The sequence below is a fragment of the Vogesella aquatica genome, from assembly GCF_028548455.1.
GTDB classification, from domain to species: Bacteria; Pseudomonadota; Gammaproteobacteria; order Burkholderiales; family Chromobacteriaceae; genus Vogesella; species Vogesella aquatica.
Genome location: NZ_JAQQLF010000023.1, coordinates 41,527 through 68,141, shown reverse-complemented (window position 1 = coordinate 68,141; position 26,615 = coordinate 41,527). Strand labels below are relative to the sequence as shown.

25 protein-coding genes and 1 pseudogene are annotated in these 26,615 nt (G+C 57.6%); 14 read left to right on the top strand and 12 right to left on the bottom strand.

Going from position 1 to position 26,615, the window contains the following annotated elements; genetic code table 11:
• Positions 1 to 124 (top strand): annotated as a pseudogene (locus PQU95_RS15810) (IS481 family transposase); the annotation flags it as partial.
• On the opposite strand, the gene PQU95_RS15805 reads toward PQU95_RS15810, so the two are convergent.
• Complete coding sequence (locus PQU95_RS15805; RefSeq protein WP_272752906.1) at positions 80 to 955, bottom strand: LysR family transcriptional regulator; 876 nt, start codon at positions 953 to 955, stop codon at positions 80 to 82. The pseudogene PQU95_RS15810 and the gene PQU95_RS15805 sit on opposite strands and share 45 nt — an antisense overlap.
• 109 nt (positions 956 to 1,064) lie before the next feature.
• Here PQU95_RS15805 and PQU95_RS15800 point away from each other — a divergent pair, with 109 nt between their 5' ends.
• Both PQU95_RS15800 and asd read left to right on the top strand, forming a co-directional pair.
• On the top strand, positions 1,065 to 2,081 hold the full coding sequence (locus PQU95_RS15800; protein WP_272752905.1) for a zinc-binding alcohol dehydrogenase family protein: 1,017 nt from the start codon (positions 1,065 to 1,067) through the stop codon (positions 2,079 to 2,081).
• Positions 2,082 to 2,181: 100 nt separating this feature from the next.
• Positions 2,182 to 3,033, top strand: coding sequence for an archaetidylserine decarboxylase (asd, locus tag PQU95_RS15795; RefSeq protein WP_272752904.1), 852 nt, complete (start codon positions 2,182 to 2,184; stop codon positions 3,031 to 3,033).
• Between the two features lie 107 nt (positions 3,034 to 3,140).
• On the opposite strand, the gene PQU95_RS15790 is transcribed toward asd, so the two are convergent.
• The 6 genes from PQU95_RS15790 to PQU95_RS15765 form a co-directional block, all read right to left on the bottom strand.
• The gene (locus PQU95_RS15790; RefSeq protein ID WP_272752903.1) at positions 3,141 to 4,343 is read right to left on the bottom strand and encodes a branched-chain amino acid ABC transporter substrate-binding protein; all 1,203 of its coding nucleotides are present in this window, start codon (positions 4,341 to 4,343) and stop codon (positions 3,141 to 3,143) included.
• 270 nt (positions 4,344 to 4,613) lie between these two features.
• Complete coding sequence (locus tag PQU95_RS15785) at positions 4,614 to 5,837, bottom strand: branched-chain amino acid ABC transporter substrate-binding protein (protein WP_272752902.1); 1,224 nt, start codon at positions 5,835 to 5,837, stop codon at positions 4,614 to 4,616.
• Positions 5,838 to 6,098: 261 nt separating this feature from the next.
• Entirely contained in the window at positions 6,099 to 7,184 is a 1,086-nt protein-coding gene (gene hemH / locus PQU95_RS15780) for a ferrochelatase (protein WP_272752901.1), read from the bottom strand.
• A 99-nt stretch (positions 7,185 to 7,283) separates the two neighbouring features.
• The gene (locus tag PQU95_RS15775) at positions 7,284 to 9,581 is read right to left on the bottom strand and encodes a DNA translocase FtsK (protein ID WP_272752900.1); all 2,298 of its coding nucleotides are present in this window, start codon (positions 9,579 to 9,581) and stop codon (positions 7,284 to 7,286) included.
• Between the two features lie 73 nt (positions 9,582 to 9,654).
• Positions 9,655 to 10,764, bottom strand: a complete 1,110-nt coding sequence (locus PQU95_RS15770; RefSeq protein ID WP_272752899.1) for an anhydro-N-acetylmuramic acid kinase — start codon at positions 10,762 to 10,764, stop codon at positions 9,655 to 9,657.
• 51 nt (positions 10,765 to 10,815) lie between these two features.
• Positions 10,816 to 12,150: a M23 family metallopeptidase gene (locus tag PQU95_RS15765; RefSeq protein WP_272752898.1), complete on the bottom strand. Its 1,335-nt coding sequence runs from the start codon at positions 12,148 to 12,150 to the stop codon at positions 10,816 to 10,818.
• A gap of 270 nt (positions 12,151 to 12,420) precedes the next feature.
• Between PQU95_RS15765 and PQU95_RS15760 the strand changes: the two genes are divergently transcribed.
• Together PQU95_RS15760 and recJ are read left to right on the top strand one after the other, a co-directional pair.
• Complete coding sequence (locus tag PQU95_RS15760; protein ID WP_272752897.1) at positions 12,421 to 13,428, top strand: hypothetical protein; 1,008 nt, start codon at positions 12,421 to 12,423, stop codon at positions 13,426 to 13,428.
• Positions 13,425 to 15,110, top strand: coding sequence for a single-stranded-DNA-specific exonuclease RecJ (gene recJ, locus PQU95_RS15755; protein ID WP_272752896.1), 1,686 nt, complete (start codon positions 13,425 to 13,427; stop codon positions 15,108 to 15,110). The genes PQU95_RS15760 and recJ overlap by 4 nt, the downstream gene beginning before the upstream one ends.
• Positions 15,111 to 15,273: 163 nt before the next feature.
• Here the strand turns inward: recJ and PQU95_RS15750 are convergent, their stop codons facing one another.
• The gene (locus PQU95_RS15750; RefSeq protein WP_272752895.1) at positions 15,274 to 15,621 is read right to left on the bottom strand and encodes a hypothetical protein; all 348 of its coding nucleotides are present in this window, start codon (positions 15,619 to 15,621) and stop codon (positions 15,274 to 15,276) included.
• A gap of 98 nt (positions 15,622 to 15,719) precedes the next feature.
• On the opposite strand from PQU95_RS15750, the gene PQU95_RS15745 reads away from it, so the two are divergent.
• From PQU95_RS15745 to PQU95_RS15705, 9 genes are all read left to right on the top strand, one after another.
• A complete protein-coding gene (locus tag PQU95_RS15745) occupies positions 15,720 to 15,956 on the top strand; it encodes a hypothetical protein (protein ID WP_272752894.1) in 237 nt (78 codons plus the stop codon).
• 10 nt (positions 15,957 to 15,966) lie between these two features.
• A complete protein-coding gene (locus PQU95_RS15740) occupies positions 15,967 to 16,293 on the top strand; it encodes a CTX-RstB family phage integration protein (RefSeq protein ID WP_272752893.1) in 327 nt (108 codons plus the stop codon).
• Between the two features lie 5 nt (positions 16,294 to 16,298).
• Entirely contained in the window at positions 16,299 to 17,450 is a 1,152-nt protein-coding gene (locus tag PQU95_RS15735; RefSeq protein WP_272752892.1) for a phage/plasmid replication protein, II/X family, read from the top strand.
• 214 nt (positions 17,451 to 17,664) lie between these two features.
• On the top strand, positions 17,665 to 17,880 hold the full coding sequence (locus tag PQU95_RS15730) for a major coat protein (protein WP_272752891.1): 216 nt from the start codon (positions 17,665 to 17,667) through the stop codon (positions 17,878 to 17,880).
• A gap of 162 nt (positions 17,881 to 18,042) precedes the next feature.
• Positions 18,043 to 19,521 (top strand): hypothetical protein, encoded by a 1,479-nt coding sequence (locus PQU95_RS15725; RefSeq protein ID WP_272752890.1) that lies wholly within the window; start codon positions 18,043 to 18,045, stop codon positions 19,519 to 19,521.
• A gap of 3 nt (positions 19,522 to 19,524) precedes the next feature.
• Entirely contained in the window at positions 19,525 to 19,845 is a 321-nt protein-coding gene (locus PQU95_RS15720; protein WP_272752889.1) for a DUF5455 family protein, read from the top strand.
• The gene (locus tag PQU95_RS15715) at positions 19,842 to 20,933 is read left to right on the top strand and encodes a zonular occludens toxin domain-containing protein (RefSeq protein WP_272752888.1); all 1,092 of its coding nucleotides are present in this window, start codon (positions 19,842 to 19,844) and stop codon (positions 20,931 to 20,933) included. The genes PQU95_RS15720 and PQU95_RS15715 overlap by 4 nt, the downstream gene beginning before the upstream one ends.
• Entirely contained in the window at positions 20,930 to 22,153 is a 1,224-nt protein-coding gene (locus PQU95_RS15710) for a type II secretion system protein GspD (RefSeq protein WP_272752887.1), read from the top strand. The genes PQU95_RS15715 and PQU95_RS15710 overlap by 4 nt, the downstream gene beginning before the upstream one ends.
• Positions 22,154 to 22,282: 129 nt before the next feature.
• Complete coding sequence (locus PQU95_RS15705) at positions 22,283 to 22,891, top strand: DUF2726 domain-containing protein (protein ID WP_272752886.1); 609 nt, start codon at positions 22,283 to 22,285, stop codon at positions 22,889 to 22,891.
• A gap of 144 nt (positions 22,892 to 23,035) precedes the next feature.
• Here PQU95_RS15705 and PQU95_RS15700 read toward each other — a convergent pair whose 3' ends face one another.
• The 4 genes from PQU95_RS15700 to PQU95_RS15685 form a co-directional block, all read right to left on the bottom strand.
• Entirely contained in the window at positions 23,036 to 23,626 is a 591-nt protein-coding gene (locus PQU95_RS15700) for a DUF4145 domain-containing protein (RefSeq protein ID WP_272752885.1), read from the bottom strand.
• An 8-nt stretch (positions 23,627 to 23,634) separates the two neighbouring features.
• The gene (locus PQU95_RS15695) at positions 23,635 to 24,078 is read right to left on the bottom strand and encodes a hypothetical protein (protein WP_272752884.1); all 444 of its coding nucleotides are present in this window, start codon (positions 24,076 to 24,078) and stop codon (positions 23,635 to 23,637) included.
• Between the two features lie 93 nt (positions 24,079 to 24,171).
• The gene (locus PQU95_RS15690; RefSeq protein WP_272752883.1) at positions 24,172 to 24,366 is read right to left on the bottom strand and encodes a hypothetical protein; all 195 of its coding nucleotides are present in this window, start codon (positions 24,364 to 24,366) and stop codon (positions 24,172 to 24,174) included.
• 555 nt (positions 24,367 to 24,921) lie between these two features.
• Complete coding sequence (locus PQU95_RS15685; RefSeq protein ID WP_308446615.1) at positions 24,922 to 26,529, bottom strand: DNA recombination protein RmuC; 1,608 nt, start codon at positions 26,527 to 26,529, stop codon at positions 24,922 to 24,924.
• Positions 26,530 to 26,615 lie beyond the last annotated feature (86 nt).

The window sequence follows — 26,615 nt, the reverse complement described above, 5'->3', positions numbered from 1 at the left end:
CCAGCATCTACCGCAAAGGATGCTGGCGCATCAGACACCATTGCTGGCGATGAAACAGTGGCAGAAATCACATCCCGAACTATTCAAAAAGCAGGTGCGTAATCGTCCGGGACTGGACAGTTAATGCTGCGGGGCGGTGGCTGCGGCTGGGGTAAACCGCGTAATAGTGGTTTTCCGGAACGGGATGATCAGGAAGCAAATGATGTAAACGGCCGCTAGCCAGATCCTGTCGCACCATGAAGAGGGGTAGCAAGGCGATGCCGGCACCCTCCAAGGCAAACTGACACAGGGTGTTCAGGTTATTGGCACGCAGTGTGGCCTGGCTAGCATCAATCCGTACGCTGCTCCCTGCTTGTTGCAATGGCCAGTATGGCAACACGGTATGTAATAGCAGCCGGTGTCGTGCCAGGTCTGCCGGCGCGTGCGGCCAACCGTTGGCAGCCAGGTAGGCGGGGGAGGCTACTACTACGCGGCCAACCGCGCCTACCTTGCGCGATACAAAGCTGGAATCTGCCAGCTGTCCGGTACGCAGCGCCAGATCTATTCGCTCGGCCACCAGGTCCAGCTGTGCATCGGTGATGACGCAGTCTATGCTTACCGCCGGGTAGTGCTGCGCAAAAGCGGCCAGCAGCGCGGGCAACAGCAGGGTGCCGGAGGCTTCCGGCGCAGTGATGCGCAGCCGCCCGCTGGGCGCGTCACGCAGGCGCGAGATAGCGGCTTCGGCCGCATCGGCAGCGTCCAGCATGGCCTGGCAGTGCACCAGATAAGCCTGGCCGGCGGTAGTAAGGCTAAGCCGCCGGGTAGTGCGTTGCAGCAGGCGCATACCCAGCTGGCTTTCCAGCTCGGCCACGCGTTGGCTCAGCGTGGATTTGGGTAGCCCGCACACGCGTGCGGCGGCGGTGAAACTGCCTTCGTTTGCCACAACGGCAAACAAGGCCATGGCATCCAGCTTCATATCTGGCCTTATTGTCTGGCTTAACGGATAGTGTTTCCGGATTGTAGCGGCTAATCGTATCAATAGGGTTGCGGCACACTGGCAACCTGCTTACCCGAAAGGAAACCTTATGAAAGCCATCGCCGCCTTTGCCAGCTTGCCTGCCTCGCACGAGCTGGCACTGCAAGACCTTACCCTGCCAGCGCCGCAAGTCAGCGGGCATGACCTGCTGGTGCGGGTAGAAGCCATTTCCGTTAACCCGGTGGATACCAAAATCCGCAAAAGCCTGCCGGAGCAAGCACAAGACAAGCCCAGGATTCTGGGCTGGGATGCTGCAGGGGTGGTAGAAGCCGTTGGTGAGCAGGTCACTTTATTCCGCCCGGGGGATCGCGTGTGGTACGCCGGGGCCATCCAGCGCGATGGCAGCAATAGCGAGCTGCAGCTGGTGGACGAACGCATCGTTGGCCGCATGCCGGGCACGCTGGGCTTTGCCGAGGCGGCAGCCCTGCCGCTCACTGCCATTACCGCCTGGGAACTGCTGTTCGACCGCCTGGGTTTGCAAGAGGGCGCCCATCAAGGCGAGCGTTTGCTCATCGTGGGGGCTGCCGGTGGCGTTGGCTCCATCCTGATTCAACTGGCGCGCACATTAACAGGCTTGCAGGTAATTGCCACCGCGTCACGGCCAGAAAGCCAGGCGTGGGTGCGCGAGCTGGGTGCGCAGGACGTCATCAACCACCATCAACCACTCACCGAAGGTCTGGCCGCGCTGGATATTGCCGAGGTGGATTACGTGATCAGCCTGAACCAGACCGACCGCCACTTTGACGAAATCGTTAAAGCATTGAAACCGCAAGGCAAGCTGGCGCTGATCGACGACCCGGAGCCGATTGATGTACGCCAGCTCAAACGCAAGAGTATTTCGCTGCATTGGGAGCTGATGTTTACTCGTTCGCTGTTTGGGACGCCCGACATGATCGCCCAGCATCGCTTGCTGGAGCGTGTGGCCGGCTTGGTGGAAGCAGGGCGTATCCGTAGCACACTGGCAACGCAGCCAGGCAAGATCAATGCGGCCAACCTGCGCCATGCCCATGCATTGCTGGAAAGCAATGCCACCACCGGCAAGGTAGTACTGGCTGGCTGGGCTTGACCCTGCTCGGTACGGTGCTGCCATGCTGCAGCGTCGTACTTAGCATTTCCGGGTGGTAGCGCTATAATGGCCGGTTGAATATGAGATAAAGGTCTATGCCGTGCGCTATCGTCTAGCTGTTCTGCCGCAATACCTGCTGCCAAAACAGGCGCTTACCCTGCTGGCGGGCCGTATTGCCAATACCGAAGCAGGCGAAGCCACCACGCGGCTGATACGCTGGTTTATCAAGCGCTACCAGGTCAATATGGCCGAAGCAGCCAACCCGGACCCCGCAAGCTACAGCAGTTTCAATAGCTTTTTCACCCGCGCACTCAAGCCGGGCGCCCGCCCTCTGGCACCGGCTGCCTTCATCTGCCCGGTAGATGGTGCCATCAGCCAGTTTGGCCCCATTCGACAAGACCAGATTTTCCAGGCCAAAGGCCACGAATACAGTACCACCGCCCTGGTGGGTGGCGACGCCGCGCTGGCTGCCAAGTTCGATAATGGCCACTTTGCTACCATCTACCTCAGCCCGCGCGACTATCACCGTATCCATATGCCGGCAGATGGCCGCCTGTTGCGCATGATCCACGTACCGGGCGACCTGTTTTCGGTGAACCCCACTACCGCCCGTGGCGTACCGGGCTTGTTTGCCCGCAACGAGCGCGTCGTGTGCGAGTTTGAAACCGACAGCGGTCCTTTCGTGCTTGTTCTGGTTGGTGCCACCATTGTGGGCAGCATGGCTACGGTATGGCACGGTGTGGTCAACCCGCCGCGCAGTGGCGAAGTGCGCGAGTGGCGCTACCACGATCAGCAGATCCGACTGAAAAAAGGTGAAGAAATGGGCCGCTTCTTGCTGGGCTCCACCGTGGTTCTGCTCTATCCGAAAGAGACGGTACGTTTTGACGGTAGCTGGGTGGCCGGCAAACCCGTGCGCCTGGGCGAAGCCATGGCTGAGCGCCACCGCGCCTGACACCAAGCAGAAACCCGACGCGGCACGTTGCTGCCCTGCCATGAAAAAGGCCCTCGAATCATCGAGGGCCAGGCTAGCAAACCAAAGCGCCGCAAGGCGCTTTTGTCTTACTGCGCCGCTGAGGCTACTTTGGCGCTATCCGGCAGCAAACCCTTCCAGTTACCGGCTTGCAGCTGGTACAGGCTAACTGCACCATTTTTCACATCACCATTCGGCTCAAATGCAATCTCGCCCGTTACGCCTTGCAGCTGGGTCTTGGCGATTTCCGGCAGGAATTTCTTCGGGTCTGCCGAGTCGGCACGTTTCATGGCATCCAGCAGTACACGCGCAGCATCGTAGGTATAAGGTGCATACGCCTGGATATCCGCCTTGAAGCGGGTCTTGAATTTGTCGTTAAAGCTGGCATAGCCCGGCATGGCTTCTTTTGGCGCGCCGGCACTGGAGGCGTAGGCACCTTCGGCATCTTTGCCGGCCAGTTTGGCAAACTCGGGAGTATTCACGCCGTCAGCACCCATGAATGCTGCTTTCATGCCCAGCTTGCGCAGCTGTTTCACCATTGGGCCGGCCTGGGCGTCCATGCCGCCGTAGAAGATCAGGTCCGGATTCTGCGCCTTCAGCGAAGTCAGAATGGCCATAAAGTCGGTAGCACTGTTGGTAGTGTACTCGCGCTTCACCACCTTGCCGCCTGCAGCTTCTACAGATTTGGCAAAGTCATCAGCCAGACCCTGGCCGTAGGTAGTGCGGTCGTCAATGACAGCGATGCGCTGCGCTTTCAGCTGGCCTACCGCAAACTTGGCCAGTGCCTGGCCTTGTTGCAGGTCATTAGCAATAATGCGGAAGGTGTTGTTGTAGCCTTGCTGGGTGAATTTCGGGCTGGTGACCGAGCCGGCTACCATCGGCACGCCGGCGTCGTTGTAGATGCGCGAAGCGGGAATGGCTGCACCAGAGGTCAGATGGCCAACTACGGCCACAACACCGCTATCAATAAAGCGCTGGGCGACTTGCGTTGCCGCTTTGGGGTCGGCTTGGTCGTCTTCGGAGACCACTTCAAATTTGACTTTTTGGCCACCCAGCGTCACGCCAGCGGCATTTGCCTCTTCAATCGCCAGTTGTACGCCATTGTCTGCGTCACGTCCCCAATGGGCAAACGGGCCGGTAAGCGGGTTGGCAGAACCGATTTTTACAGTCAGCTGGCCAGTAGCCGCAGCTGGCGCACTGCCTTCGGCGGTAGCAGCTTTGTCGGAAGCGCCGCATGCGGCGAGGGCGGCAGCCGTAGCGGCTACCAGCGAGGCATTAATGATTTTGTTCATGGCAAAGCTTGTCCCTGCCCCTGCGCGGGGGCATTGTTTTATAGGTGATGGCAGGTGGATTTCAGGCGTGGTACCCGCCCTGTTGGGGCCGGTAAGGCAGCGGAGCGTTTTCAGTAGACCCATGGGTGGCGGGTTGCAAGAAAAGCAGGGAGTGGCGAAAGGATACAATCGGCACTGCAGCGCAACATATTAGCCAGCCGTGTATTGTTGTGCAAGTGCAAATGAAAAACGGCACCCGAAGGTGCCGTCTTGTCGCGATGCCCGCAGGAATTACTGCGCAGCGCTAGCAGCAGGGGCAGCAGCAGAAGCCGGGCCGCCTACAGTGGAAACCACTTCCCACTTGCCACCTTTAACCTGGTAAACGGTTACTGCGCCGTCTTTGATGTCACCTTTCTCATCAAAAGCGATCGGGCCGGTTACGCCGGTGTAGTTGGTTTTGCCAACTTCAGCCAGGTAGGTTTTCGGGTCAGTGGAGCCAGCACGTTTCATGGCTTCTACCAGTACGCGAACAGCGTCGTACTCGTATGGCGCATAGATCTGAACTTCGGTGTTGTACTTGGCTTTGAACTTGTCATTGAAAGCCGCAAAGCCAGGCATCTTGTCACGCGGCATACCGCAGCTGGAGGAGTACTGGCCTTCGGAAGCTTCGCCAGCCAGCTTGATGAACTCCGGAGTCTGCCAGCCATCGCCGCCCATCAGCTTGGCTTTGATGCCCAGGCGCTGCATTTGCTTGGCCAGCGGGCCAGCTTGTGCATCCATACCACCGTAGAAGATCACGTCCGGTGCAGAGCCTTTGATCGAAGTCAGAATGGCGTTGAAGTCAGTCGCGGTGTTGGTGGTGAATTCGCGTTTAACAACGGAGCCGCCTTTGGCTTTGATTGCTTTTTCGAATTCGTCTGCCAAACCTTGGCCGTAAGCAGTACGGTCATCGATGATGGCAACTTTTTTGGCTTTCAGACCGTCAACCGCAAACTCACCCAGTGCCTTGCCTTGCTGAACGTCGTTGGCGATCACACGGAAGGTGGTTTTGTAGCCCTGTTTGGTGTAGTCAGGGTTGGTGGCGGATGGGGAAATCTGTGGCAGGCCGGCGTCGGAGTAGATCTTGGATGCCGGGATGGTGGTGCCGGAGTTCAGGTGGCCCACTACGCCCACGACACCCGCATCAACCAGACGCTGGGCAACCTGGGTACCGATTTTCGGGTCGGCCTGGTCATCTTCGGATACCAGTTCGAATTTAACTTTCTTGCCGCCGATTTCAACGCCTTCGGCGTTCAGGTCTTCGATAGCCAGCTTGGCGCCCAGTTCGTTGTCTTTACCCAGGTGGGCAATCGGGCCGGTCAGCGGCGATACCTGGCCGATTTTGACAACGGTTTCACCGCCAGCTTCAGCAGCTGCGGCGGATGCTTCGCCAGCCGGTTTTTCTTCCTTGTTGCCGCAGGCAGTGAGTGCAATGGCGGCAGCCGCAAAAAGGCTCAGACGAGCAAATTTATTCATCTTGTGTTTCCCCTGATCTTAAGTCTGTGACTTGAAAAACCTGCGTTACATCTTTTGGATGAGCAGATGGCAAGGATTATGCGGAGCCGCTTCTTTCAGTGTCAACGAAGGTCGCAAACAATGTTTTGAATATTGTTCGACACAAATCTGTCGCATGCCTCTTTATGGTGTGCTGCACCATGTACTTATTGAACAAAGTTTTCACAAATGAACAAAGGCGCACCATTGAGGTGCGCCTTTGTGAAAAAATTTAGCCTTTTTCTAGCTTTTTGCGCCACAGCTACGGGCGCGGAGTTGTCGCATTTCTGCATCATCCGGTGTTGTTATCCAGCCACCAAGGTTGGCCGCAGCGATCTCGGCTAGTGCGGTAATCCATGCCGGGCGCTCGTTCAGGCAGGCGATATAGCGGTATTCCTTACCCCCGTGGGTGAGGAAATCTTCTTTTCCTTCCATGGCGATCTCTTCCAGCGTCTCCAGACAATCGCCCACAAACCCCGGGCACATGACGTCAATCCTGGATACACCATCACGCGCCAGCTGCGTAAGCACCTCGGTAGTGTAGGGCTTGATCCATTCCGCCTTGCCAAACCGGCTCTGGAAGCTGACCACGTATTCAGTCTTGCCCAGCCCTAGCTCTTCGGCCAGCAAGCGGCCGGTTTTCAGACACTCGCAGTGGTAGGGGTCGCCTTTATCCAGCGTAAAACGTGGTACACCATGGAAACTCATCACCAGCTTTTCTGCTCGGCCATTCAGGCGCCAGTGTTCCCGCACGCTGTCTGCCAACGCTTGTATATAAGCCGGGTGGTCGTGGAAGTGACGCACGGTGCGCACTTCCGGCATGTTGCGCATTTTCTGCAGTGTACGGAATACGTCATCCAGCGCCGTGGCGCTGGATGAGCCTGCGTATTGTGGGTAGAGCGGTATCACCAGCAGGCGTTCCACGCCGGCCTCCCGCATCTTGATCATGGTTTGCTCGACTGATGGCTGCCCATAGCGCATGGCGTAGTCCACCACCAGGTTGCGCATGCCTTGTTCGCCCAGCAAGCCTTTCAGTAGCGTTGTCTGCTTTTGCGTGTGTACCAGCAGGGGGGAGCCATCCGGCGTCCAGATAGTGGCGTATTTCGCTGCGCTTTTCGCCGGTCGTACGTTCAGAATGATGCCATTAAGAATGAACCACCAGATCGCCTTGGGGATTTCAATGACACGGCTATCGGACAAAAACTGCTTTAGATAGGGGCGCAGTGCTTTGGCAGTGGGTGCCGCCGGCGTGCCCAGGTTAATCAGCAGAATGCCTGTCTTAGGCGTGTAGTCGTGGCGGAACGCGGGTTCTTTCAGCAGTGCGGGCATGATTTGTCCAGTACAAAACGAGTGCGCCTAGCTTAACCGGCTAGCGATAAAAAGCAATGGCCGCAGGGCGGCCATTGCAGATGAAAAAGGGCAGGGTGCTTATTCTTCGCGCATGGGCACCAGTACGCTGCGGTTACCATTGGTTTCCATGGCGGATACGATACCGGTGGCTTCCATTTGCTCGATCAGCCGTGCCGCACGGTTATAGCCGATGCGCAGCTGGCGCTGTACCGATGAGATGGACGCCTTGCGGGTTTTGATCACAATGGCCACCGCCTCGTCGTACAGCGGGTCTGCCTCCATGTCGCCGCCGCCGGCAGCGCCCATTTCGCCCCCCGCATCCTCACCTTCTGGTGTGCCGGTGAGGATGCCGTCGACGTAATCCGGCTCGCCGGTGGTCTTGAGGAACTCCACCACGTGGTGCACCTCTTCGTCGGCCACAAAAGCACCGTGCACGCGCAACGGGTAATTGGTGCCGGGTGGCTGATACAGCATATCGCCTTGCCCCAGCAGGGTTTCCGCACCCATCTGGTCCAGAATGGTACGGCTATCTATCTTGCTGGATACCTGGAAGGCAATGCGGGTCGGGATATTGGCCTTGATCAGGCCTGTAATCACGTCTACCGATGGGCGTTGGGTGGCCAGAATAAGGTGGATACCCGCCGCGCGTGCTTTTTGCGCCAGGCGGGCAATCAGCTCTTCGATTTTCTTGCCGGCGACCATCATCAGGTCGGCCAGCTCGTCGATCACCACCACAATCAGCGGCAGCGTTTCCAGCGGCTCCGGCATGTCCGGGGTCAGGCTGAACGGGTTGGGTATCTTCTCGCCGGCTTTTTCGGCGTCACGAATCTTCTGGTTGAAGCCCGCGAGGTTGCGCACGCCCAGCTTGGACATCAGGCGATAGCGACGCTCCATCTCCCCCACGCACCAGTTCAGCGCGTTGGCCGCTTGTTTCATGTCGGTTACCACGGGAGCCAGCAGATGCGGAATGCCTTCGTATACCGATAGCTCCAGCATTTTCGGGTCCACCATGATCAGGCGGGCTTCTTTAGGCGTAGCTTTATATAGCACCGACAGAATCATGGCGTTGATCGCTACCGATTTACCGGAGCCGGTGGTACCCGCTACCAGTACGTGCGGCATTTTAGCCAGGTCGGCCGATACCGGTTGACCCGCGATATCTTTACCCAGCGCCATGGCTAGCTTGGACGGCATGTTCTGGTAGCTTTCCGAGCCCACAATTTCGGACATGCGCACAATCTGGCGCTTCGGGTTAGGCAGCTCCAGGCCCATATAGGTTTTGCCGGGGATGGTTTCCACCACGCGGATGGACACCAGGCTCAGTGCGCGCGCCAGATCCTTCATCAGGTTAACGATCTGTGCGCCCTTCACGCCGATGGCTGGCTCGATTTCGTAGCGTGTAATCACCGGGCCAGGGTAGGCGGCGATGACCTTTACATCCACACCGAAGTCAGCCAGCTTGCGCTCGATCAGGCGCGAAGTATATTCCACGGTTTCCGCAGAAACCGGTTCGCCTTGCTCTTTTGGCGGGGCCAGCAGCGTGAGGCCAGGCAGCGCATCATCACCCGGGGCAGCAAACAGCGACTGCTGAACCGGCTTGACCGCCTTGGGCGATACCGGCACCTCGAGCACAGGGGCTTCTATGCGCACCGGTGGCTTCTCGTCGATTTTTTTCTTTTCCTGCACCACTTTTTCTTCGCGCTGCTTGGCCACTTCGCGGCCGATTTCGCGGTCTTTGCTGGCTTGCCATGCCCGCCATGCACCGACGGTAGTGTCCTCAATCTTGCCGCCCAGGCTTTCCATCAGGTTCAGCCAGGACAGGCCGGTAAACAGCGAGGTGCCAATTGCCGCCAGCACCAGTAATAGCAAGCCGGCACCGGTGCCGCCAAAAGCATGTGCCGCGGCATAGCCTAGCGACTTGCCCAGCATGCCACCCGCACCGGCCGGCAGCGCCAGTGCCTTATTGCCCAGTATCAGCGCCTCGATGCTGGATACGCTGACCAGGGTTACCAGGAAGCCCAGCAGGGCAGCCCAGGTCATGGGGCCGGTCTGGAAGTCGGCCTGCTCTATCTTGCGGTAGCCCCAGGCAATGGCAAACAGGCAGAAGCCTACCAATAACCAGGCGGCGTAGCCAAACAGGTAGAGCAAAATGTCGGACAGCCAGGCACCAAAGGTGCCGCCATAATTGCGGATTTGCGTATCCGCCGAGCTGTGCGACCAGCTAGGGTCAGCCGGGCTGAAGCTGGCCAGCGTGATGACCAGGTAAACGGCAGTGACGGCCATGAGCAACCACCAGGCTTCGCGCAACAGGGCGGTCAGCTTGGGTGGCAGGGGTTGGGTGTTTCGTACGGCAGCTTTACGCTTGAACAGGCGCATTGTTATTTAATGTATGAAGTCAGCCATGCATTATATCGGCAATTTACCCGCTACCTTATCGATCACTTTACATTTAATACGGATAAAGTGCCCCAAGCACCCGCAAGCCACGTGCACCCGTCACTTCCGGCAGGTTGGCCGGCTGGCGATGGCAGAAGCACCAGCCCAGCCAGGCAAATGCGGCTGCCTCCACCTGTTGCGGTGCCAAGCCTAACGCTTCGGTTGTTTCGATATGAACACCTATAAGGTTGGCCGCAAGACCAGCCATCAGCACCGGGTTCTGCGCCCCGCCACCGCAGACATACAATTCCTGGCAGCAGGGCGCAAAGCGTTGCACTGCGGCTGCAATGCTGTGGGTAGTCAGTGCCAGCAGCGTCGCCTGCACATCGGCATCCAGCACCGGCCCGTGCTGCCGGGCGTGTGCGGCCAGGTGGCCGTCCAGCCAGGGCAGGTCGAACAAGTCACGCCCCGTGCTTTTGGGCAGGTTGGCCGCAAAGTACGGCTCTGCCAGCAGACGCTGCAGCAAGGTGCTTTGCACCCGGCCGCTGGCGGCCCACGCACCAGACGCGTCATAGTCCAGGCCGCGGTGGCGGCGAATCCAGGCATCCATCAGCATATTGCCCGGCCCGGTATCAAAGCCGATCACCGGCAAGCCGGGGCTCAGGCGGGTCAGGTTGGCAATGCCGCCAATATTCAGAATCACGCGCGGCACACTGGTGCTGGCAAATACTGCCTGATGAAAAGCGGGCACAAGCGGCGCACCTTGCCCGCCCGCCGCCACATCGCGGCTGCGCACATCGCCAATCACATCAATGCCGCACAGCTCGGCCAGCAAGGCGTGATTGCCAATTTGCAGGGTATAGCCCTGCTGCGGGGCGTGGCGGATGGTTTGACCGTGGCACAGTACTGCCCGGATATCGGCCGGCATCAGGCCGGTGGCGCGCAAGGCCTGCTGCACAGCCTGGGCATAGAGTGTGGCTAGCGTATTGCCCAGCAAGGCGCTACGCGCCAGTTCGTCATGGCCCACCGGCTGCAGGGTCAGCACCTGTTCACGCACCGCAGCGGGATAGGGTACAAATGCTTCCCCCAGTACGCGCATGGGACTATGGGCAAAATCCACAACCAGCGCATCCACACCGTCCAGGCTGGTGCCGGACATCAAACCGATATAAATCTCAGACATAAAAAAGCCCTGGCTAGTAGGGCTGCCAGGGCGATGCATGGGTGGGCAGGGTTAGTCCAGCTGCGCCACGCTGACCGGTATATCCCTGAGCAGCTGAAGGTTGGCCGCAAGCTTAACGCTACCCTGGCGGAAGGCCAAGCGCTGGCTGGGCGTCAGGCCCGGTACGGGCAGGGCGGTCGTAGCAGGGTCCACCGGCTGCCCGTCGATCAGCACTTCCATATGCAGGTGCGGCCCGGTGGAGCGCCCGGTGCTACCGACAAAGCCGATGATGTCGCCAGCCTTTACCTTATCCCCGGTGCGCAAGCCAGGCTGGAAAGCGCTCATGTGGGCGTACAGGGTCGATAGCTTGTTGCTGTGCTTCAGCACCACCACATTGCCATAACCACTTTGCTGCGCCACGGTTGCCACCGTGGCGTCAGACGGGGCTGCAATCGGCGTGCCGCTGGCAGCCGCGTAGTCCACCCCTTCGTGCATACGCAGCGAGCGCAAAATAGGGTGGAAACGCATGCCAAAGCCCGAGCTGATGCGGGCGGCAACCGGCTGCATGGTAAAGCCTTTTTTCAACGGCTTGCCGGCAGCATCGTAATAAGCGCCCGATTCGCTATCGTGCTCGAAATAGAATGCCTGGTAAACCTTGCCGCTACGCACAATCTCGGCACCCAGAATATTACCGCTGGCCAGTGGCGTACCTTTGTACTGCAAGGTCTCATACACCAGGCTGATTTTGTCACCCGCACGCAAGTCGGCCAGCGAGAACTGGTCGGCAAAAATTTCCGACAAGCCGGTACGCACCTCCACCGGCACGCGCGCCTGGGCCAGGGCGCCGGTAGCACTGGTTTTTAGCAGCACGGAGCGCACAGTCTGTACCGTCTGCATTTCAGGTGCATCGGCGCTGGCTTGCCACTGATTGCCATTTCTCTCGATGACCACCAGCACCTTCTCGCCGTTTTCGTCATCATTCAGAAAACGCAGGCCGAACAGCTCGCCCTGATCGTTCAACTCTACCGACAGGGTGGCACCGGTGCGTAGCTTCAGCAGGTCGCGCGACAAGGGGCTAGCGTGAATGAAGCGCGTCGCCTCGCCATCGTCCACACCCAGGCGGTTTAGCAGGCGTGCAATGGTGTCACCGCGCTGCACTGCCTCATCACGCCAGTAACGCAGGCCCGAAGCCTGCGCAGTCGGCAATGCCGGCAGCGATAGCTGCTCGGTAACCTGCTGCGCCAATGGTGCGGCAGGCTGGGGGAGTGATTGTTCCTGGGTAATGGCCAGCGCGGTTAATGCCCCCATAAACGGCAGGCTGGCAGCGGCGCCCAACCAGGTCATGGGGTTGTTGATCAGCTGCGCCACCCACTTTTGCGGGAAGCCCAGCAGTTTGCGATAATTCATGTTCAGTCGACTCGTGTGGCATAAGCCTTCATCGCAAAACGAATCAGCTTAAATACTGCGCTGCAAAAGTAGGGCTTTTACAGCAGAAAATATCAAAACAGGGCATGCTAGCAAAAACGTCGCGCCACTGCAAACCAGAAACCCTAGCCAAATCAACCCACTAGTCAAACTGGCAGCGAAACCTGAACCAAAAGACAGTGCGCGGCGGATAATGGTTCGGCACGCATCCAAAATTGTTTTGTTAAAAATAAAAATCAGTCTGGCACCTTTATGAAACTCACCTTGCACCTGCCTGGCCTGGCCTGGTATGACGCCGATGATGGCGCAAGCCTCTGCCGAGACCTGAACACCCCGGCACTTTCCTTACTATTGGCCCGCGGCCAACGTAGCACACGCCCGGCCTCCCCGAGCCAGCACCTGCTGCGCAGCTTCAGTCTGCCCGAGCTTGCGGTGGCTGCCACGCTGGCACGCCAGGCCGGGCTGGCGACTACGGGCCGGCATTGGCTTATTGCCGACCCGGTTAATCTGCGGGTGGACCGCGACCGCGCACTACTGGGTGATGTAGGCATCATGAATCTGGCGCAGAACGAGGCAGACCAGCTTATTGGCAGCCTCAACCAGCTCTTTGCCGAAGACGGTTTCACCTTACACGCGCCCACGCCGGCGCGCTGGTTCATTTCACTGCCAGCAGCTACTGGCGCCAGCTTCACACCCCTGCCGGATGTCATTGGCCAGGATATCAACCACCACCTGCCTGGTGGGCAGAACGGCATGCGCTGGAGCCGCTATCTGAACGAAATGCAGATGTTGCTGTATACCCATGCGGCTAACGATGCCCGCGAGCTACGCGGAGACACCCCGGTAAACAGCGTGTGGCTTTGGGGCGAGCAGGGCCGCGATAACCAGGCACCGCAGGCCTTTGCCCCGCTGCTATATAGTGACAACCCGCTTTATCAGGCACTCGCCGTGGAAAGCGGCATGGCGATAGACGCCGCCCCGTACCAGTTTGCCAGCCTGCAAGGCGAGCATGTTCACGTGGTACTGGACCAACTGGAGGCAGCCGCACAGTTTCGCGATGCCTGGGGCTGGCGCGAAACACTGAAGCGACTGGAGCAAGACTGGTTCACCCCCATGTTGGCCGCACTCAAGGCTGGCCAGCTACAATCGCTCGAACTCAGCTGCGACGGCGAAGCCGGCTTTACCCTGCACATTACGCCGCGCCAGCTATGGAAATTCTGGCTACCCGGCCAACCTTTAGCCACCCTGTACCCGCAATGACCCAGATCACCACCCGTAGCTACCCGGCCAGCAGCCAGCAGAACTTGTGCCAGCAGGGCATACATCCACTCATGGCGCGCCTGTACGCCGCCCGTGGCATCGAAAGTGCCAGCGATGTGGATTACACCCTCAAAGGCCTGCTGCCTTACCACAGCATGAAAAACGTTCAGGCCATGGCCGAGCGGCTGGCCGATGCCATCCACCAGAAGCAGCGCATGTTGGTGGTGGCCGATTACGATGCCGATGGCGCCACCGCCTGCACCGTGGCAGTAAAGGGCCTGGCGGCCATGGGTGGGGTGATTGATTTCATCGTGCCGAACCGTTTCGAGTACGGCTACGGGCTAACGCCGGAAATCGTCGAGTTGGCCGCACAGAGTCGGCCAGACATCATTGTTACCGTAGACAACGGCATCGCCAGCGTGGCGGGTGTAGAGGCTGCCAAGCAGCGCGGCATCGAGGTACTGATCACCGACCATCACCTGCCGGGTGACACGCTGCCGGACGCGCTGATCGTGAACCCCAACCAGCCAGGCTGCGAATTCCCCTCCAAAAACCTGGCCGGCGTAGGGGTGATGTTTTACGTGCTGATGGCACTGCGCGCCGAGCTGCGCCAACGCGGCCACTTTGCGGCCAACCCCGAGCCCAACCTGGGCGAGCTGCTGGATATCGTTGCATTGGGCACGGTAGCAGACGTGGTCCGGCTGGATCGCAACAACCGCATCCTGGTCGATAATGGGCTGCGCAGAATGCGGGCAGGGCGCATGGCCCCCGGCATAGCTGCACTGTTCCGCGTAGCCGGCCGCGCAGCGCACAAAGCCAATACCTTTGACCTGGGCTTTACCCTGGGGCCCAGGCTCAACGCAGCAGGGCGCCTGGACGATATGAGCCTGGGTATTGCCTGCCTGCTGGCCAGCAGCGAAGACGAAGCCATGCGGCTGGCGCAAGAGCTGGACCGCCTCAACCGTGAACGCCGCCAGATCGAACACGGCATGCAGGACGAAGCCCTGGCGGCACTGTCCACCATTGATGCCGACAGACGCTACACGCTAGCGCTGTATCGCGATGACTGGCATCAGGGCGTAGTGGGCATCGTAGCCTCCCGCCTGAAAGAAAAATACCATCGGCCAACCATTGTGTTCGCACCAGGCGACGAGGGCGAAATCAAAGGGTCAGGGCGCTCGATACCGGGCTTTCACCTGCGCGACGCGCTGGATCTGGTGTACAAACGCCACCCGGGCATGATCCTGAAATTTGGTGGCCACGCCATGGCGGCCGGGCTAACCATTGCCGAACAGGAGTTGTCGACATTTCAGCAGGCATTTGAAGAGGTAGCACAAAGCCTGCTGGACGAAAGCACCTTGACCCGCACATTGGAAACCGATGGCAGCCTCAGCGCCAGGGAGCTGAACCTGCCCATGGCGGAAACCCTGGCCGCCGAAGTATGGGGCCAAGGCTTTGCACCGCCCACATTCCAGGACAAGTTCCAGGTCATCAGCCAGCGCATGGTTGGTGACAAACATCTCAAGCTGCGGCTAGCCAAAGATGGCGTGCAATGTGATGGCATGGTGTTCAATCGCACCGACTGGCTGCCAGACGAGATTCACGCCGTCTACCAGCTTGCAGCCAACGAATGGCAAGGCCGCAAAGAGCTGCAAATTTACCTGCAGCACGTTGCGACATAAGCCTGGCGCTAACGCTTGAAGCTGGATGGAGAAAAACATCGCCATCCAGCTTTTTATGGCACCGTGCATTAGTGATAACTAAACGAGAGTGGTGGCAAGAGGGCAAAATACGGCGTTTTTTGCGGCGTAAATTTGACATAATAAACATTATACGACGTAAATACTAAACCCCTTGGGGGGCTTTCGAGCCTTCAACTGGGCTCATTAACGTCGTCAGAACCATCAGACCGGCCACGGCCAATGCGCCGATCTTTTTGCGAAAATCCGCCCAAAAGTCCCGTCTTTCTTGGGTTTTTTCGCGCTCCATGTTCGCCGCTGCAATGACTTCCAGCGGGTCTATACCCAGTTGGTTGGCCACCATGATGCATGCGAAGTCATCCATGACACGCTCGCCGTTCTTATACGAAATCAGCGTGTTTCTGTGGATTTTCAGAGTCTCAGCTTTTCTTCCTTCTGGCATATCGCCGAGCTTTTCCAGAGCTTCAACCAAGTAGTCCGTTGACAGTTTCATTCCGCCTTCCTTGTTTTCACACAGCTGTGTGCGTAGCATTCCATTGCACACACCAGTGTGCATTGCTTATTCATCCAATTCTAGCAGGCCAAAGCCCAATGGAATCCACGCGATACACGATCACTCTCGATGGCAGCCAGCTTTATCGATTTGGCGGTGCCGGTTTGCTGCCGGTGCTTTGCTGGTTCAGCAGGCCCACAGCACCAGACAGCGGACGTTTCTATGAGCCGATCTGTTTTGACAGCACCGAAGCCGCACAAGCCTTTATGGCTCGTTCGCCAGTGTTTTTCCGCAATGCAGTCGTGATTCCAGTAGCCACCGCCGCCAATTCCTGAGGTAAACACCATGCAAGCAATCGCCATCGGCCTAGCCAAAATGTCCGGCACTTCCAAGGGTTCCGGCAACCAGTACGAAATGCACCGCCTAACCATCATCATCCCGAACAAGAGCGTGACTTCGGCCAAGTTCAACAAGATCGGTTTGGGCTACGAACCCATGGATTTGGCCGTTGCCGAGTCTGCTTTCCCCAAGTTCCAGTCCGTTTCTTTTCCGTGCCGCATCGAGTTGACCATGGATCACGAACCACGCGGCGGCAAGGTTGAAGCCGTTGTTGCTGGCTTTACCGGCACGCCTGTTTACATCGATCTTACTGCACCTGGTAAAGCTGGCTAGTCACCATGTCAGGCCACTTCATCGACTTTATCCGCATTCAGCAAACGCATGCCGTTGGCTATATGGCCGACGGTTCATACCGTGAGCGCTTGCCCGTCGTTGAGGATGGCATTGTCTACAAGTTCCAGCGCGATGAAACCGGCGAATTTCCCCTCGATGATGATGGAAACCCGATTCCCGTTTACGAATCGGTTTCCCGCCGCTTCATTACCGGCTCGTATGACTCGCTTTACGTTATCCGCTGCGATGGTGCCAAAGTCGAATTTGAAGGCAATGTTGGCCGCTTCTGTCGGCCTGACAATCTGTTTAACCTCGACTTTGACGCCACCATCCAGAAAGTAAACGAAATTCTGGCCACCTATGGTTTACCGCCGTTTTCCGCTGGTGAGTCCTACGAAAAAAGCCAGCCCAGCGCCCACGATATCAAGCATGGCTTGTTGATCGACTGGACAGGCGCCACGGTTTCAGAAGTCCACATTACCCAGAATTTCATTACAGGCTCGGCTGGCAACGCCCAAGCCGCCATTGATTGGCTTTCCACCCAATCGGTTAGCCACGTTAAACGCACCCGCGCCCATGACACTACGGTTTCATGGGGACGCAAAGCAGGGCGCAAATACCTGAAAGCCTACCTCAAGGCGCCGGAAATGCTGGTTCATCGGCATGGCAGGAACAAAGAGGAAATCGAGCAAGACCCCGTTTACCAATACGCCCACAGTCACGGAATTTTGCGCTTTGAGCTTGAAGCCAAGCGCCTTTTGCTGCGTGACAACCATTGCCGCTTTTTGGGGGAAATCACCATGCAAAAACTCGCCCACCTCTTTGAAGAGGAAGTTCAGCCGCTGCTTGGCCGTGTGAAAGAAGACATTAGCCGCCTGGAGCTGGAAAGCCTCCCTGCCCCTGTTCGAATGACTGCTTCGGCCTATCTCCGTGGTGAGAACGTCGCCGCCCTGCTCTCTCGCCGCACCTTTTACCGCCACCTTAAGGCGCTGCGTGACTACGGCCTGGATATCAGCGAGCCGCTGCCTACCCTGCACAAGTTCAGCCCCGTTATCAACGTTGTGCAGATTCAGCCCGTGGCCTCGGTACCTGATTGGTATTGGCAGCACCAGCGCCGTATGACCTTGCGCGCCCTGCCCCAACAAGAGGCCGCTTAATCATGCTTGACCAGTATTCCGTCCAGGATCTGATTTTTATCGCCGCCCTCGTTGTGCTGTGGGCGCTCGGCTTTGCTGCGGGATTAAAACGATGAGTACCGCAGATGCCGCCCAATTAGTCGGTTACCTGTTTTCTGCCTGGGTAGCTGGCTATGTTTGTGGCCTTTCCATTCTGGCCTTCCGTCGCTTCGTTGAACAAATCTAGGAGTTCACCATGACCCTGAAACAAAAGCTGTTTGCCGTCCCTGCCCTGCTGCTTGGCCTGGTTGCTGCCGCCCATGCCGAGCTGCCCGCCGCTGTTGCCACCACCGTAAACGGCGTGAAAGCCGATGGCCAAGCCATGTTTGATCTGGTCTTTCCGGTTATCGGTTTCATGCTCGGCCTGGCCATCGTAATCAAGCTGTTCAAGCGCTTTACCAACAAGGTTTAACGGCTAACGCCGTCAGGCAAAAAGGCGGCGCAAGCCGCCTTTTTTTGTAGGTTGGTTTTTGTTGTTGCTCCCAACGGGAGTAACGGCAAAAGCCAACCCGCCAAGCGCAGCGCGGCAGCAAGACGTTTGTGAAGTACCTGTTTGCAAGGAGCAGCCCACGCCATGAAAAACGCCATCTCCCGATTTTTCCTGATTGTCTTTCTGATGCTGCAAGTCACGCTGCCCATGCGTGCCTACGCCTATATCCCGCCACCGCTGATTTATGCCGGCATTGCCTCCATTACGGCGCATGCCTCTTTATTGCTCATCAAGTTGGGCAGCCTTTCTACCGGTTCGTCTTCGTCCAGTTCGGGCGGTGGCGGCGGTGGCAACGACACAGGCGGCATGATTATCCGGCTGGATGGCAATACCAGCACCCCTGTACCTGGGTGGCCTACAAAGCCAGGCTCCGACGGAAAGCCTTATTCTTCGCCCCCTGTTTCTGCCACTCAAAACAGGCAGTGTTATGTATCTGATTCTGGTGGTGCTACGTGTGAGGCTGTTTGCGCTGCTATGGGGTATACGTCACATCCAACATCGCCAGATCAGTGCATGTATGAAAAGACCACTGTTGCGTATGGTCTTCCACATTATTACGTGACTACATGCCCTGCCGGTTATTCAGCTTCACCCGATGATTCTTGCGCCTTAACCACCCCTGCATCAGTGAAAAAGCCCGATGGTATTAAGTGCGATGCCGTTTTTAGAAATGGTCAGTTTCAGTTTGACCCCGCCAACCCATCTTGTGATGGCAAAACCAAAGTCCAGGAGTCCAACGGTTGCGAAACCGAAGTGGCCGCAGGTGTTTACAAGCTCAATTGCGTTGATTCACAGGTAAACGTTTCTTCGTCTGCCATTACCTACCAGTCGCCGCAAGGCTCTGGCACGGTGCCCGTTTCGGTGGTCGATGGCGCGCTAACCATTACCGTACCGTCCGATAAACCCATGCAGTTCCCTGGCGGCTTCCTGCCGGTCACGGTAGACCACACCAATACCTACAACTGCGATAGCTCCGGCTTGTGCGCCCCTGCTGGCATTGCCTCTGGTGGTGGGTCTAGCGGCGGCAGCACTGGCGGCGGCTCGTCCGGTGGCGGTTCCAGTGGTGGTGGTTCGTCTTCTGGTGGCAGCTCTGGCGGCGGGAGTTCCTCAGGTGGTGGCACTGGCGGCGGTACTGGTGGTGGTACCGGGACAGGCTCCGGCGATGGTTCTGGCTCTGGCACAGGTGGCGGTACTGGTACAGGTACCGGCACGTCTACCGGCAACAACAAGACCACGCTGGATGATTCCGCCTTTCAAGGCTTGGGCGACAAGGCAGGTAAGGCCGGTGCCGATGGCTCTGGCGCGGATGATGGCGCATTCAACGCCCTTAAAGATGGCCTATCCGACAAGCTCGGCTTTATGGATGAATTCAGCTTTTCATGGGTTCCTATTCCCCGCGATTTCGGCCAGTGCAAGCCCATCCCGTATGCCGCCCTTGGTGTGTCCTCATCGTGGGATGTGTGCCCCTACGTTGCCATTCTTAGCCAGGTAATGGGCTATCTGTTTTACGTGTTCACCGCGATTTACCTGTACCGCCTGTTCACATCCAGCTCGAAGGATTAAGCCATGCCTTTTCTCGCCCAATTCCTGATTTCCGCCCTTTCCTCACTGCTGGGCTATTTTGGCAGTCGCCTAGCAAAAACCGTGGCCATGACTTTGTTCACCGTTGGCCTGATCTCCGGCTTTGCCCTGGTGCTGTACACCCTGCTCAAAGGTTTAGCGGCTGGCCTTGTTTACACCATCACCAACGAGTGGGTACTCATGGGTATGGGCATTTTGTGGCCATCTAATGCCGAAGCCTGCATTACCGCCATTCTTACCGCTGAAATGGCTGTGTATGTGTTCCGCTTCAAGAAAAACATCTACCTGGCCAGCAGCAAGCAATGAGCACCGGCATTCTGTTAACCGGCAAGCGCGGCCAGGGCAAGACCTTGGCCGCTGTCGGCAAAATCCGCGACTACCTGCGCGAAGGCCGCGCCGTGGCTACCAATCTGGATTTGTTCCTGGAGCGCATGTTTCCGCCGGATGCGCGCAAGGTGCGCGTGTTCCGCCTGCCCGACTACCCCACGCACCCAGACCTGCTAAACCTGCCGCTGGGCAATGCCAAGCTGTACTGGCGTGAAGATGGCACCATCGGCCAGCTGGATGGCTACACCGACGAACAGAACGGCCTGTTGTGCCTGGATGAAGTCGCCAGCTTCCTGAATGCCCGCGACTGGAACGACCGCGACAAGAAAGCCCAGCGCGACGCCATCAACGACTGGCTGCGCCATTCCCGCAAATACGGCTGGGACATTCTCATGCTGGTACAGCATGAAGACCTCATCGACAAACAAACCCGCTCGGCCTTGTTTGAAATGTGGGGCGTGTGCAAGCGGCTAGACCGCCTGAGCATCCCTTTTGTGACCTGGTTCACCAAACAGTTCGGCTTTGCCCTGCGCCCGCCCAAGGTGCATATCGCCATCATTCGCTATGGCATGTCGGAGCTTTCGCCCGTGTCAGACCGCTGGATGTACCGCGGCCACGATCTTTACCGCGCCTACGACACCAACCAGGTGCTGGGCAATTCCTCTGTATCCGGCGTTGCCACCCTGCTGCCGCCCTGGCACCTGAAAGGCCGCTACCTCTCACTAGGTCAATACGCGCTCATGTACGCCAAAATCGCCCTCATTTCCGGCCTTGTCGGCCTGTTTGCTGGCGGCGCTGCCGTCCACTACTACGCGCCCAGGTTGCAGCAGGCCAACCCAGCTGCGGCCGACCTGCCCCGCGTTCTCTCTCTGGACGAATTCAACAACGCCGCCACGTCCCCTGTGCGCCTGCTCGGTACCTTTACCCAGGGCAATGAGGTGTTTGCCTCGCTGGATAACGGCCAGACCCTGCGCGCCGACTTCATCAACCGTTTGCCAGGTGAAACTCGGGTGCGCATTGCCGGTACCTGGTACAGCACCACACCCAAGCCAAAGGAACAGCCATGAAACGCCTGTTGCTAGCCCTGCTGTTTGTCGTCGCTCACGCTACCGCCCAGCCGCTGGCCTTGCAGTTTGATCGCATAGGCTTGGTGCAGTTTGGCGAGGCCACCTTTAAAGCCATCCTCAAGGAGGATTTCATTGTTGACCCGCAGCTGGTAGAGGACTCACGCCGCGTTACCGTTAATGTGGCCAACATCGAGCGCGCCGAGATTCGCCCCTTGCTTGAACGTGTGCTGCTCGATGCCGGCATTCAGGTGGAGCGCCGCAACGGCATTAACTGGCTTACCCCCGCCAAGTCTGTGCAAGCTGGCTCTTTAGCTGTACCAGGTGCGGCGCAAGGTGGCCAGGCCAGCCCCACCCCAACGCTTGCAGCTGAAAGAGCCACCACCGGCCAAGCCATGCAGCTGGAGGCCGTAGAGCTTTACCGGCCACGCTTTCGCCCCGTAGAGCAGCTACAGCGCGTCATCAATGGTTTTTTGGGCACTAGCTTTGCCGATGCCGAATTTGTCGTGCTAGCTGCTCAGGAAAAGCGCCGCAAGGCCGCGCTAGCCCTACTGGAGCAATACGACGTCAAACCGCTGGAAATCGTCGCCCGTGCGGCCGTTATCGAGTACTCGGAAGAAAACGAACAGGGATTCAGCTTCAAGACAGCGTTTAGCGCCTTTGCCGGCAAGCTGTCGCTGTCCTATGGCGCCAGCCCCATGGGCAACTTCATCACCTTCAAGAACAGCACCATCGAAGCCGTGCTATCCGCCCTGGAAGGAGATTCCCGCTTTGCCCTGGTCTCCCAGCCTACCCTGCGCATAGCCAACGGCGCGCAAGGCCGCTTTACCGTGGGCTCTGATGTGCCGGTGCTGGACTCGGTGCAAACCGACAAGAACGGCAACCCTGTGCAATCCATCACCTACCGGCAGTCGGGCGTGATCTTCTCGCTCAAGCCGGTAATCATGCGCGACCGCGTACAGGTAGAAGTCTGGCAACAGCTGTCGAACTTCCAGCGCACCAGTACCAGTAGCATCGACTCCCCCACTCTGTTGAAACGCGAGCTGCAAACTACTGTGGGGCTGGAGTCCGGCGATATCATCGTTCTGGCTGGCCTGGAAGAAAGCAAGGACACGTCCAGCCATTCCGGTTTCAGCTTCCTGCCCGACTTCATGAAAACCACCAAGCGCACCGATGGCCGAACCCAGCTTCTCCTGGTGCTGGAAGTGCAAAAGGTGTCGTGACCGGCGTGCCATGCGCAGCGTGGCCGCCGGAAACGACGCCGCCCCACAACAAAACCCCCGAGCCGTTACGGTCGGGGGTTTTGCTTTGCTGGTTTGCCTGCGGCCAACCTTGTTTGTTACCCTGATTGCATGACACTACTTACCATCCTGTTTCTTGCCGCCCTGGTTCTGGTTGCCGTGCTTGTCGGTGCCAAGTCTGGCCGCAAGAAAGCCAAATCCCCATTTGGCCGCGCCGCTTCGATGAAACTGGAGCCGATAACGCGCTCTGCCCCTAACCAGGCACAGCACGAGCACATCCCTGATGTGCCAGCGGCAGATGACCCGATTTCGCCGCTGTCCGTATTTCAGAGCAAACCACCGCTTACCCAGCGCGAGGCTACTTGCTACTGGTCGCTGGCCAACCATCTGAACGGCCATTACATCGTATTGCCGCAGGTGGCGTTTAGCGCATTCCTGCGCGTTGAAGGTGGGGACAGCAAGTCCAACTATCGCCGCTTCGCTACCATGCGCCAGAAGGTGGCCGATTTCCTGATAGTGCGCCCTGATTTCAGTATCGTGGCACTCATCGAGCTGGACGACAGTACGCACGCCAACAAGAAGGAAGCCGACCAGCAACGCGACGCAGCCATTAAACAGGCCGGCATTCGTGTGTTCCGCATTCCGAAGGTGCCGCACGGCGACCAGGTGCAGCGCCTGTGTGATGTGCTGCTAAAGCTGGATCAGCTCAAGCAGTCGTAAAGGTGTGTGCCGGAACCTCCGGCACTCGGTGTCACTGACGGGTGACTGGTAATACCCGTCTTTTGTGCCATTTTGGCACTAGACCGCCTGCACGTGAGTGCATATTTCTTGCTTTTCGACTGTTTGCACCTGGCATTTGTCTTGCTACTTACTTCTTGCTTTTTCTATTTTTGACGGCAATACAAATAGAAATTCCGCAAGCGCCTTTGCGAATGTCACAATTCGTTGTGCATTTTCTGGAGTCGCAGGCTCTGCATCTTCATCTGCATGTCTTTGATCATTCGCCTCCAATCTTATCTCATGCGCCCACATTTCCATTTCTTTGGTTATGACATGATCTTCTGCGGCTTTTTTAATTCGATCATTTAGTCTCCCAGTCTTATAACCTTTCACTTTTAACATCTCATCGATGCATGATGCGGATAGCATCAAAGATCCAGAGGATGCAATATTCATAGTCGCGATTGCTTGATTGAGGAAGTCTCTTGCCTTTTCCGGTATTGCCTCATCTGTAGTTTCAATACTCGGAAACATGTTAATAAGCTTTGATCCTGAGTATTCAACAAGCACTGACTGATCACAGGCAGTGCAGCTGAGCATGTTTGATGAGGGACCCCATTGTCTATCCTGTGCATGTTTTCTAAGCCCTACAATAAATGGGCTCGCTATGTTGCATCTTGGGCATCTGTCTATTTCTATACGCATCGTATCGCCAGCGATGATAACTCTCGACATAAAACCTCCTATTTGAAAATTCTATTGATCATCAGGCCAAACTTGGCTTCACGATGGCACTGATTTTTGTAGAAATCTCGCTCCACAATTATTCGTTCTATCGTATCTGCCTGCTCTATGACAAGTCTATCAAGTCTTCGATACTCGCGCAGCTTCAACACATCATCCAGGCTGACGGCGGCGCGGTACTCATCTGATACCAGCCGCCCTCTGTCCAGATAGAAGCCCTGCCACTCGCCCCACGTTTCGCCCAGCTGCGGCTTGTCCTGCGCCTTCAGCGTTGCGTATACGGCGAACGGTACCGCCTCCTGTCCCGTTCGCCAGCGTTCTATCTGCTCTACTGTCACATAGAGCGATGAGGCCAGCTTCTCGGCATCGCCAAAGCAAACAACCCTGATGAGGTCATCAGGGTTGCAAGGGAAGTCACAGCGGGGGAATCGGCGTGTGCGCATGGTGAAAATACCACATAGGTAGTTCTACGTACTTCATTCCATCACAAGTCGAAACATGTATTTAACATATGGCCGAATTATACGACGTAAATACTAAACCCCTGAGGGGGCTTTCGAGCCTTCAACTGGGCTCATTAGCGTCGTCAGAACCATCAGACCGGCCACGGCCAATGCGCCGATCTTTTTGCGAAAATCCGCCCAAAACTCCTTCTTTTCAAAGGATTTTTCGCGTTCCATGTTCGCCGCAGCGATGACTTCTAGTGGATCTGTACCCAGTTGGTTGGGCATTCTATGCTCAGGCATCCCAACTAGCCTGCGTGTTCTACTGGACGTACATAAAGCTGGGCTGTCTGATGCGTTTGATTCTATGTTTTATCAGGCGTAGGCGGATAAGTGCGTGCCGCCCTCTGTAAATAATGTGGATGCTTAGAAAACGTACAAATTCAAGCTAACCGCACTTTGCCAGTGGTGCTGGATTTAACTGACTGCTACGTAGCGGCGATATTGACGATCACCGTGGATGTAACAAAGCCGGCCAAGGGCCGGCTTTGTGTTGGGGTGAGTAAAACTAAAGGTTCGTCTGACTAGATACAACTTCAAACTACTTCCTACTTCATTCCAAACACCACAAACAGGTATCAAAAGAGGTTGGAGCGTTGCCGGCGGGAGGCCGGGTGCTGCGTGCGCACGGCGATGCGTGCTCGCTTCTGGACTAACGCTTTACGGCTAAAGAACGCAACAAATCCGACTGCAACTACGAGTAAAACCAGCGATTCCAAGATTTGCTCCCTCCTTTCTGTTACCTGAATTCTGTATAGATGACAGGTAATGGCAGTGCAAGAATTATTCTGTAGTTTCTTCTTCATTTTCTGCCGATGCATCCGTCAGCAGGTGGCCCGGCAGGCTTTTGTTACTCTTTGCGCCCAGCTTGCGCAGCTTTTCGGCGCGGCCGATCAGATTGCCGCTGCCGTTGCTGAGCTGGCGCATGGCTTGCTGGTGGCTGTCTTGCAGCTGCCCGATCTGGCGGCCAACCTTTTCCAGCGATTCGGCCAGGCTGGCCAGTTTGTCGTACATGGCGCCACCCTGGCGGGCGATTTCCTGCGCGTTCTGGTTCTGGTACTCATAGCGCCAGATGCTGGCCACGGTGCGTAGTGTAGCCAGTAGCGTGCTGGGGCCGACAATCATGATGCGGCGTTCGAACGCTTCGTTGAACAAGCTCATGTCTTGCTGCACGGCCAGCAGGTAGGCCGGCTCTACCGGGATGAACATAAACACGAAATCCAGCGTGTTGAGCTTGTACAGGTCCTGATAGCGTTTTTCCGAAAGCGTGCGTATGTGCTGGCGCAGCGCGGCGATGTGGGCCTTGAGCTCGGCCTCTTGCGTAGTACGGTCTTCGCTGGCGGTATAGCGCACGTAGGCATTCAGCGATACTTTCGAGTCGATAACCAGCTGTTTTCCTTCCGGCAGGTCGATGACCACGTCCGGCTGGTAGCGGCGCTGGCTGCCGTCTTCCTGCTCGACGCGGTCGGACACCTGTACACGGTATTCGCGGTTGCGCGTAAGGCCGGAGCTTTCCAGTACTTTTTCCAGCACCATTTCGCCCCAGTTGCCCTGGGCTTTGTTGTTGCTGCCGGTGAGTGCATTGGTCAGCGCGATGGCGTCCTGGTTGAGCTGGGTATTGAGCTGCTGCAGCTTGCGTAGCTCGTGCTCCAGCGTCAGGCGCTCTTTGCTGTCTTTGTCGTAGGTGTCTTGCACCAGCTTGCCAAAGGCTTGCAGTCGTTCGCCCATGGGGGCCAGCAGCTGGTCGAGGTTTTGCCGGTTTTGCTCGGTAAAGCGCTGGCTTTTTTCTTCCAGGATGTCGTTGGCCAGCACCTTGAATTGCTGGCTGAGGCTTTCGCGTGCACTGGCCAGCATGGCCAGTTTTTCTGTGGCCTGCAGCCGCTCTTGCTCCAGCAGGGTTCGCAGCTGCTGCTTGTCTACTTGCAGCTGGGCGACCTCTTGCTGCGCGGCAGCCAGCTGGGCTTGTAGTTGGCCGCGCTCTTGTAGCAGCCGTTCCATTTGCCTGCCCTGCTCTTCGCTAGCGGCCAGGCGTGCGCCCTGCTCTGCGGCCAACTGTTGCTGGCTTTGCAGCTGCGCTTCGCGTGCTTGCAGCCGGGTTTCCAGCTCGGGGATGCGCTGCAGGTGGCTGGCCAGGCTGGCCAGCTTTTGCTGGCTTTCGGTGTATTGGGCGTGCAAAGTCTGCAGGGTGTCTTGTGCGTGCTGTTCGCGCTGCTGCAGGGCTTGCCATTGCTGGTTCAGGCTGTGCCACTGGCCTTGCAGCTGCGCCAGCTCCAGCTGCACCTCGGCCCTGCCCTGCTGGTAGGCTGCCTCGCTTTTACCGCGCAACAACAGCCATGCCACGCCCCCGCTGCTGCCTGCCGCCAGGATGGCTGTGATGAGGATATCTAGCATGTGTCGTGGCCCTTGGTTTTTGCTGATTTGATTATGTACATTTTCAGTGGCCAGCGCCAGCCTGCCAGATGCAAAAACGCCGGCAC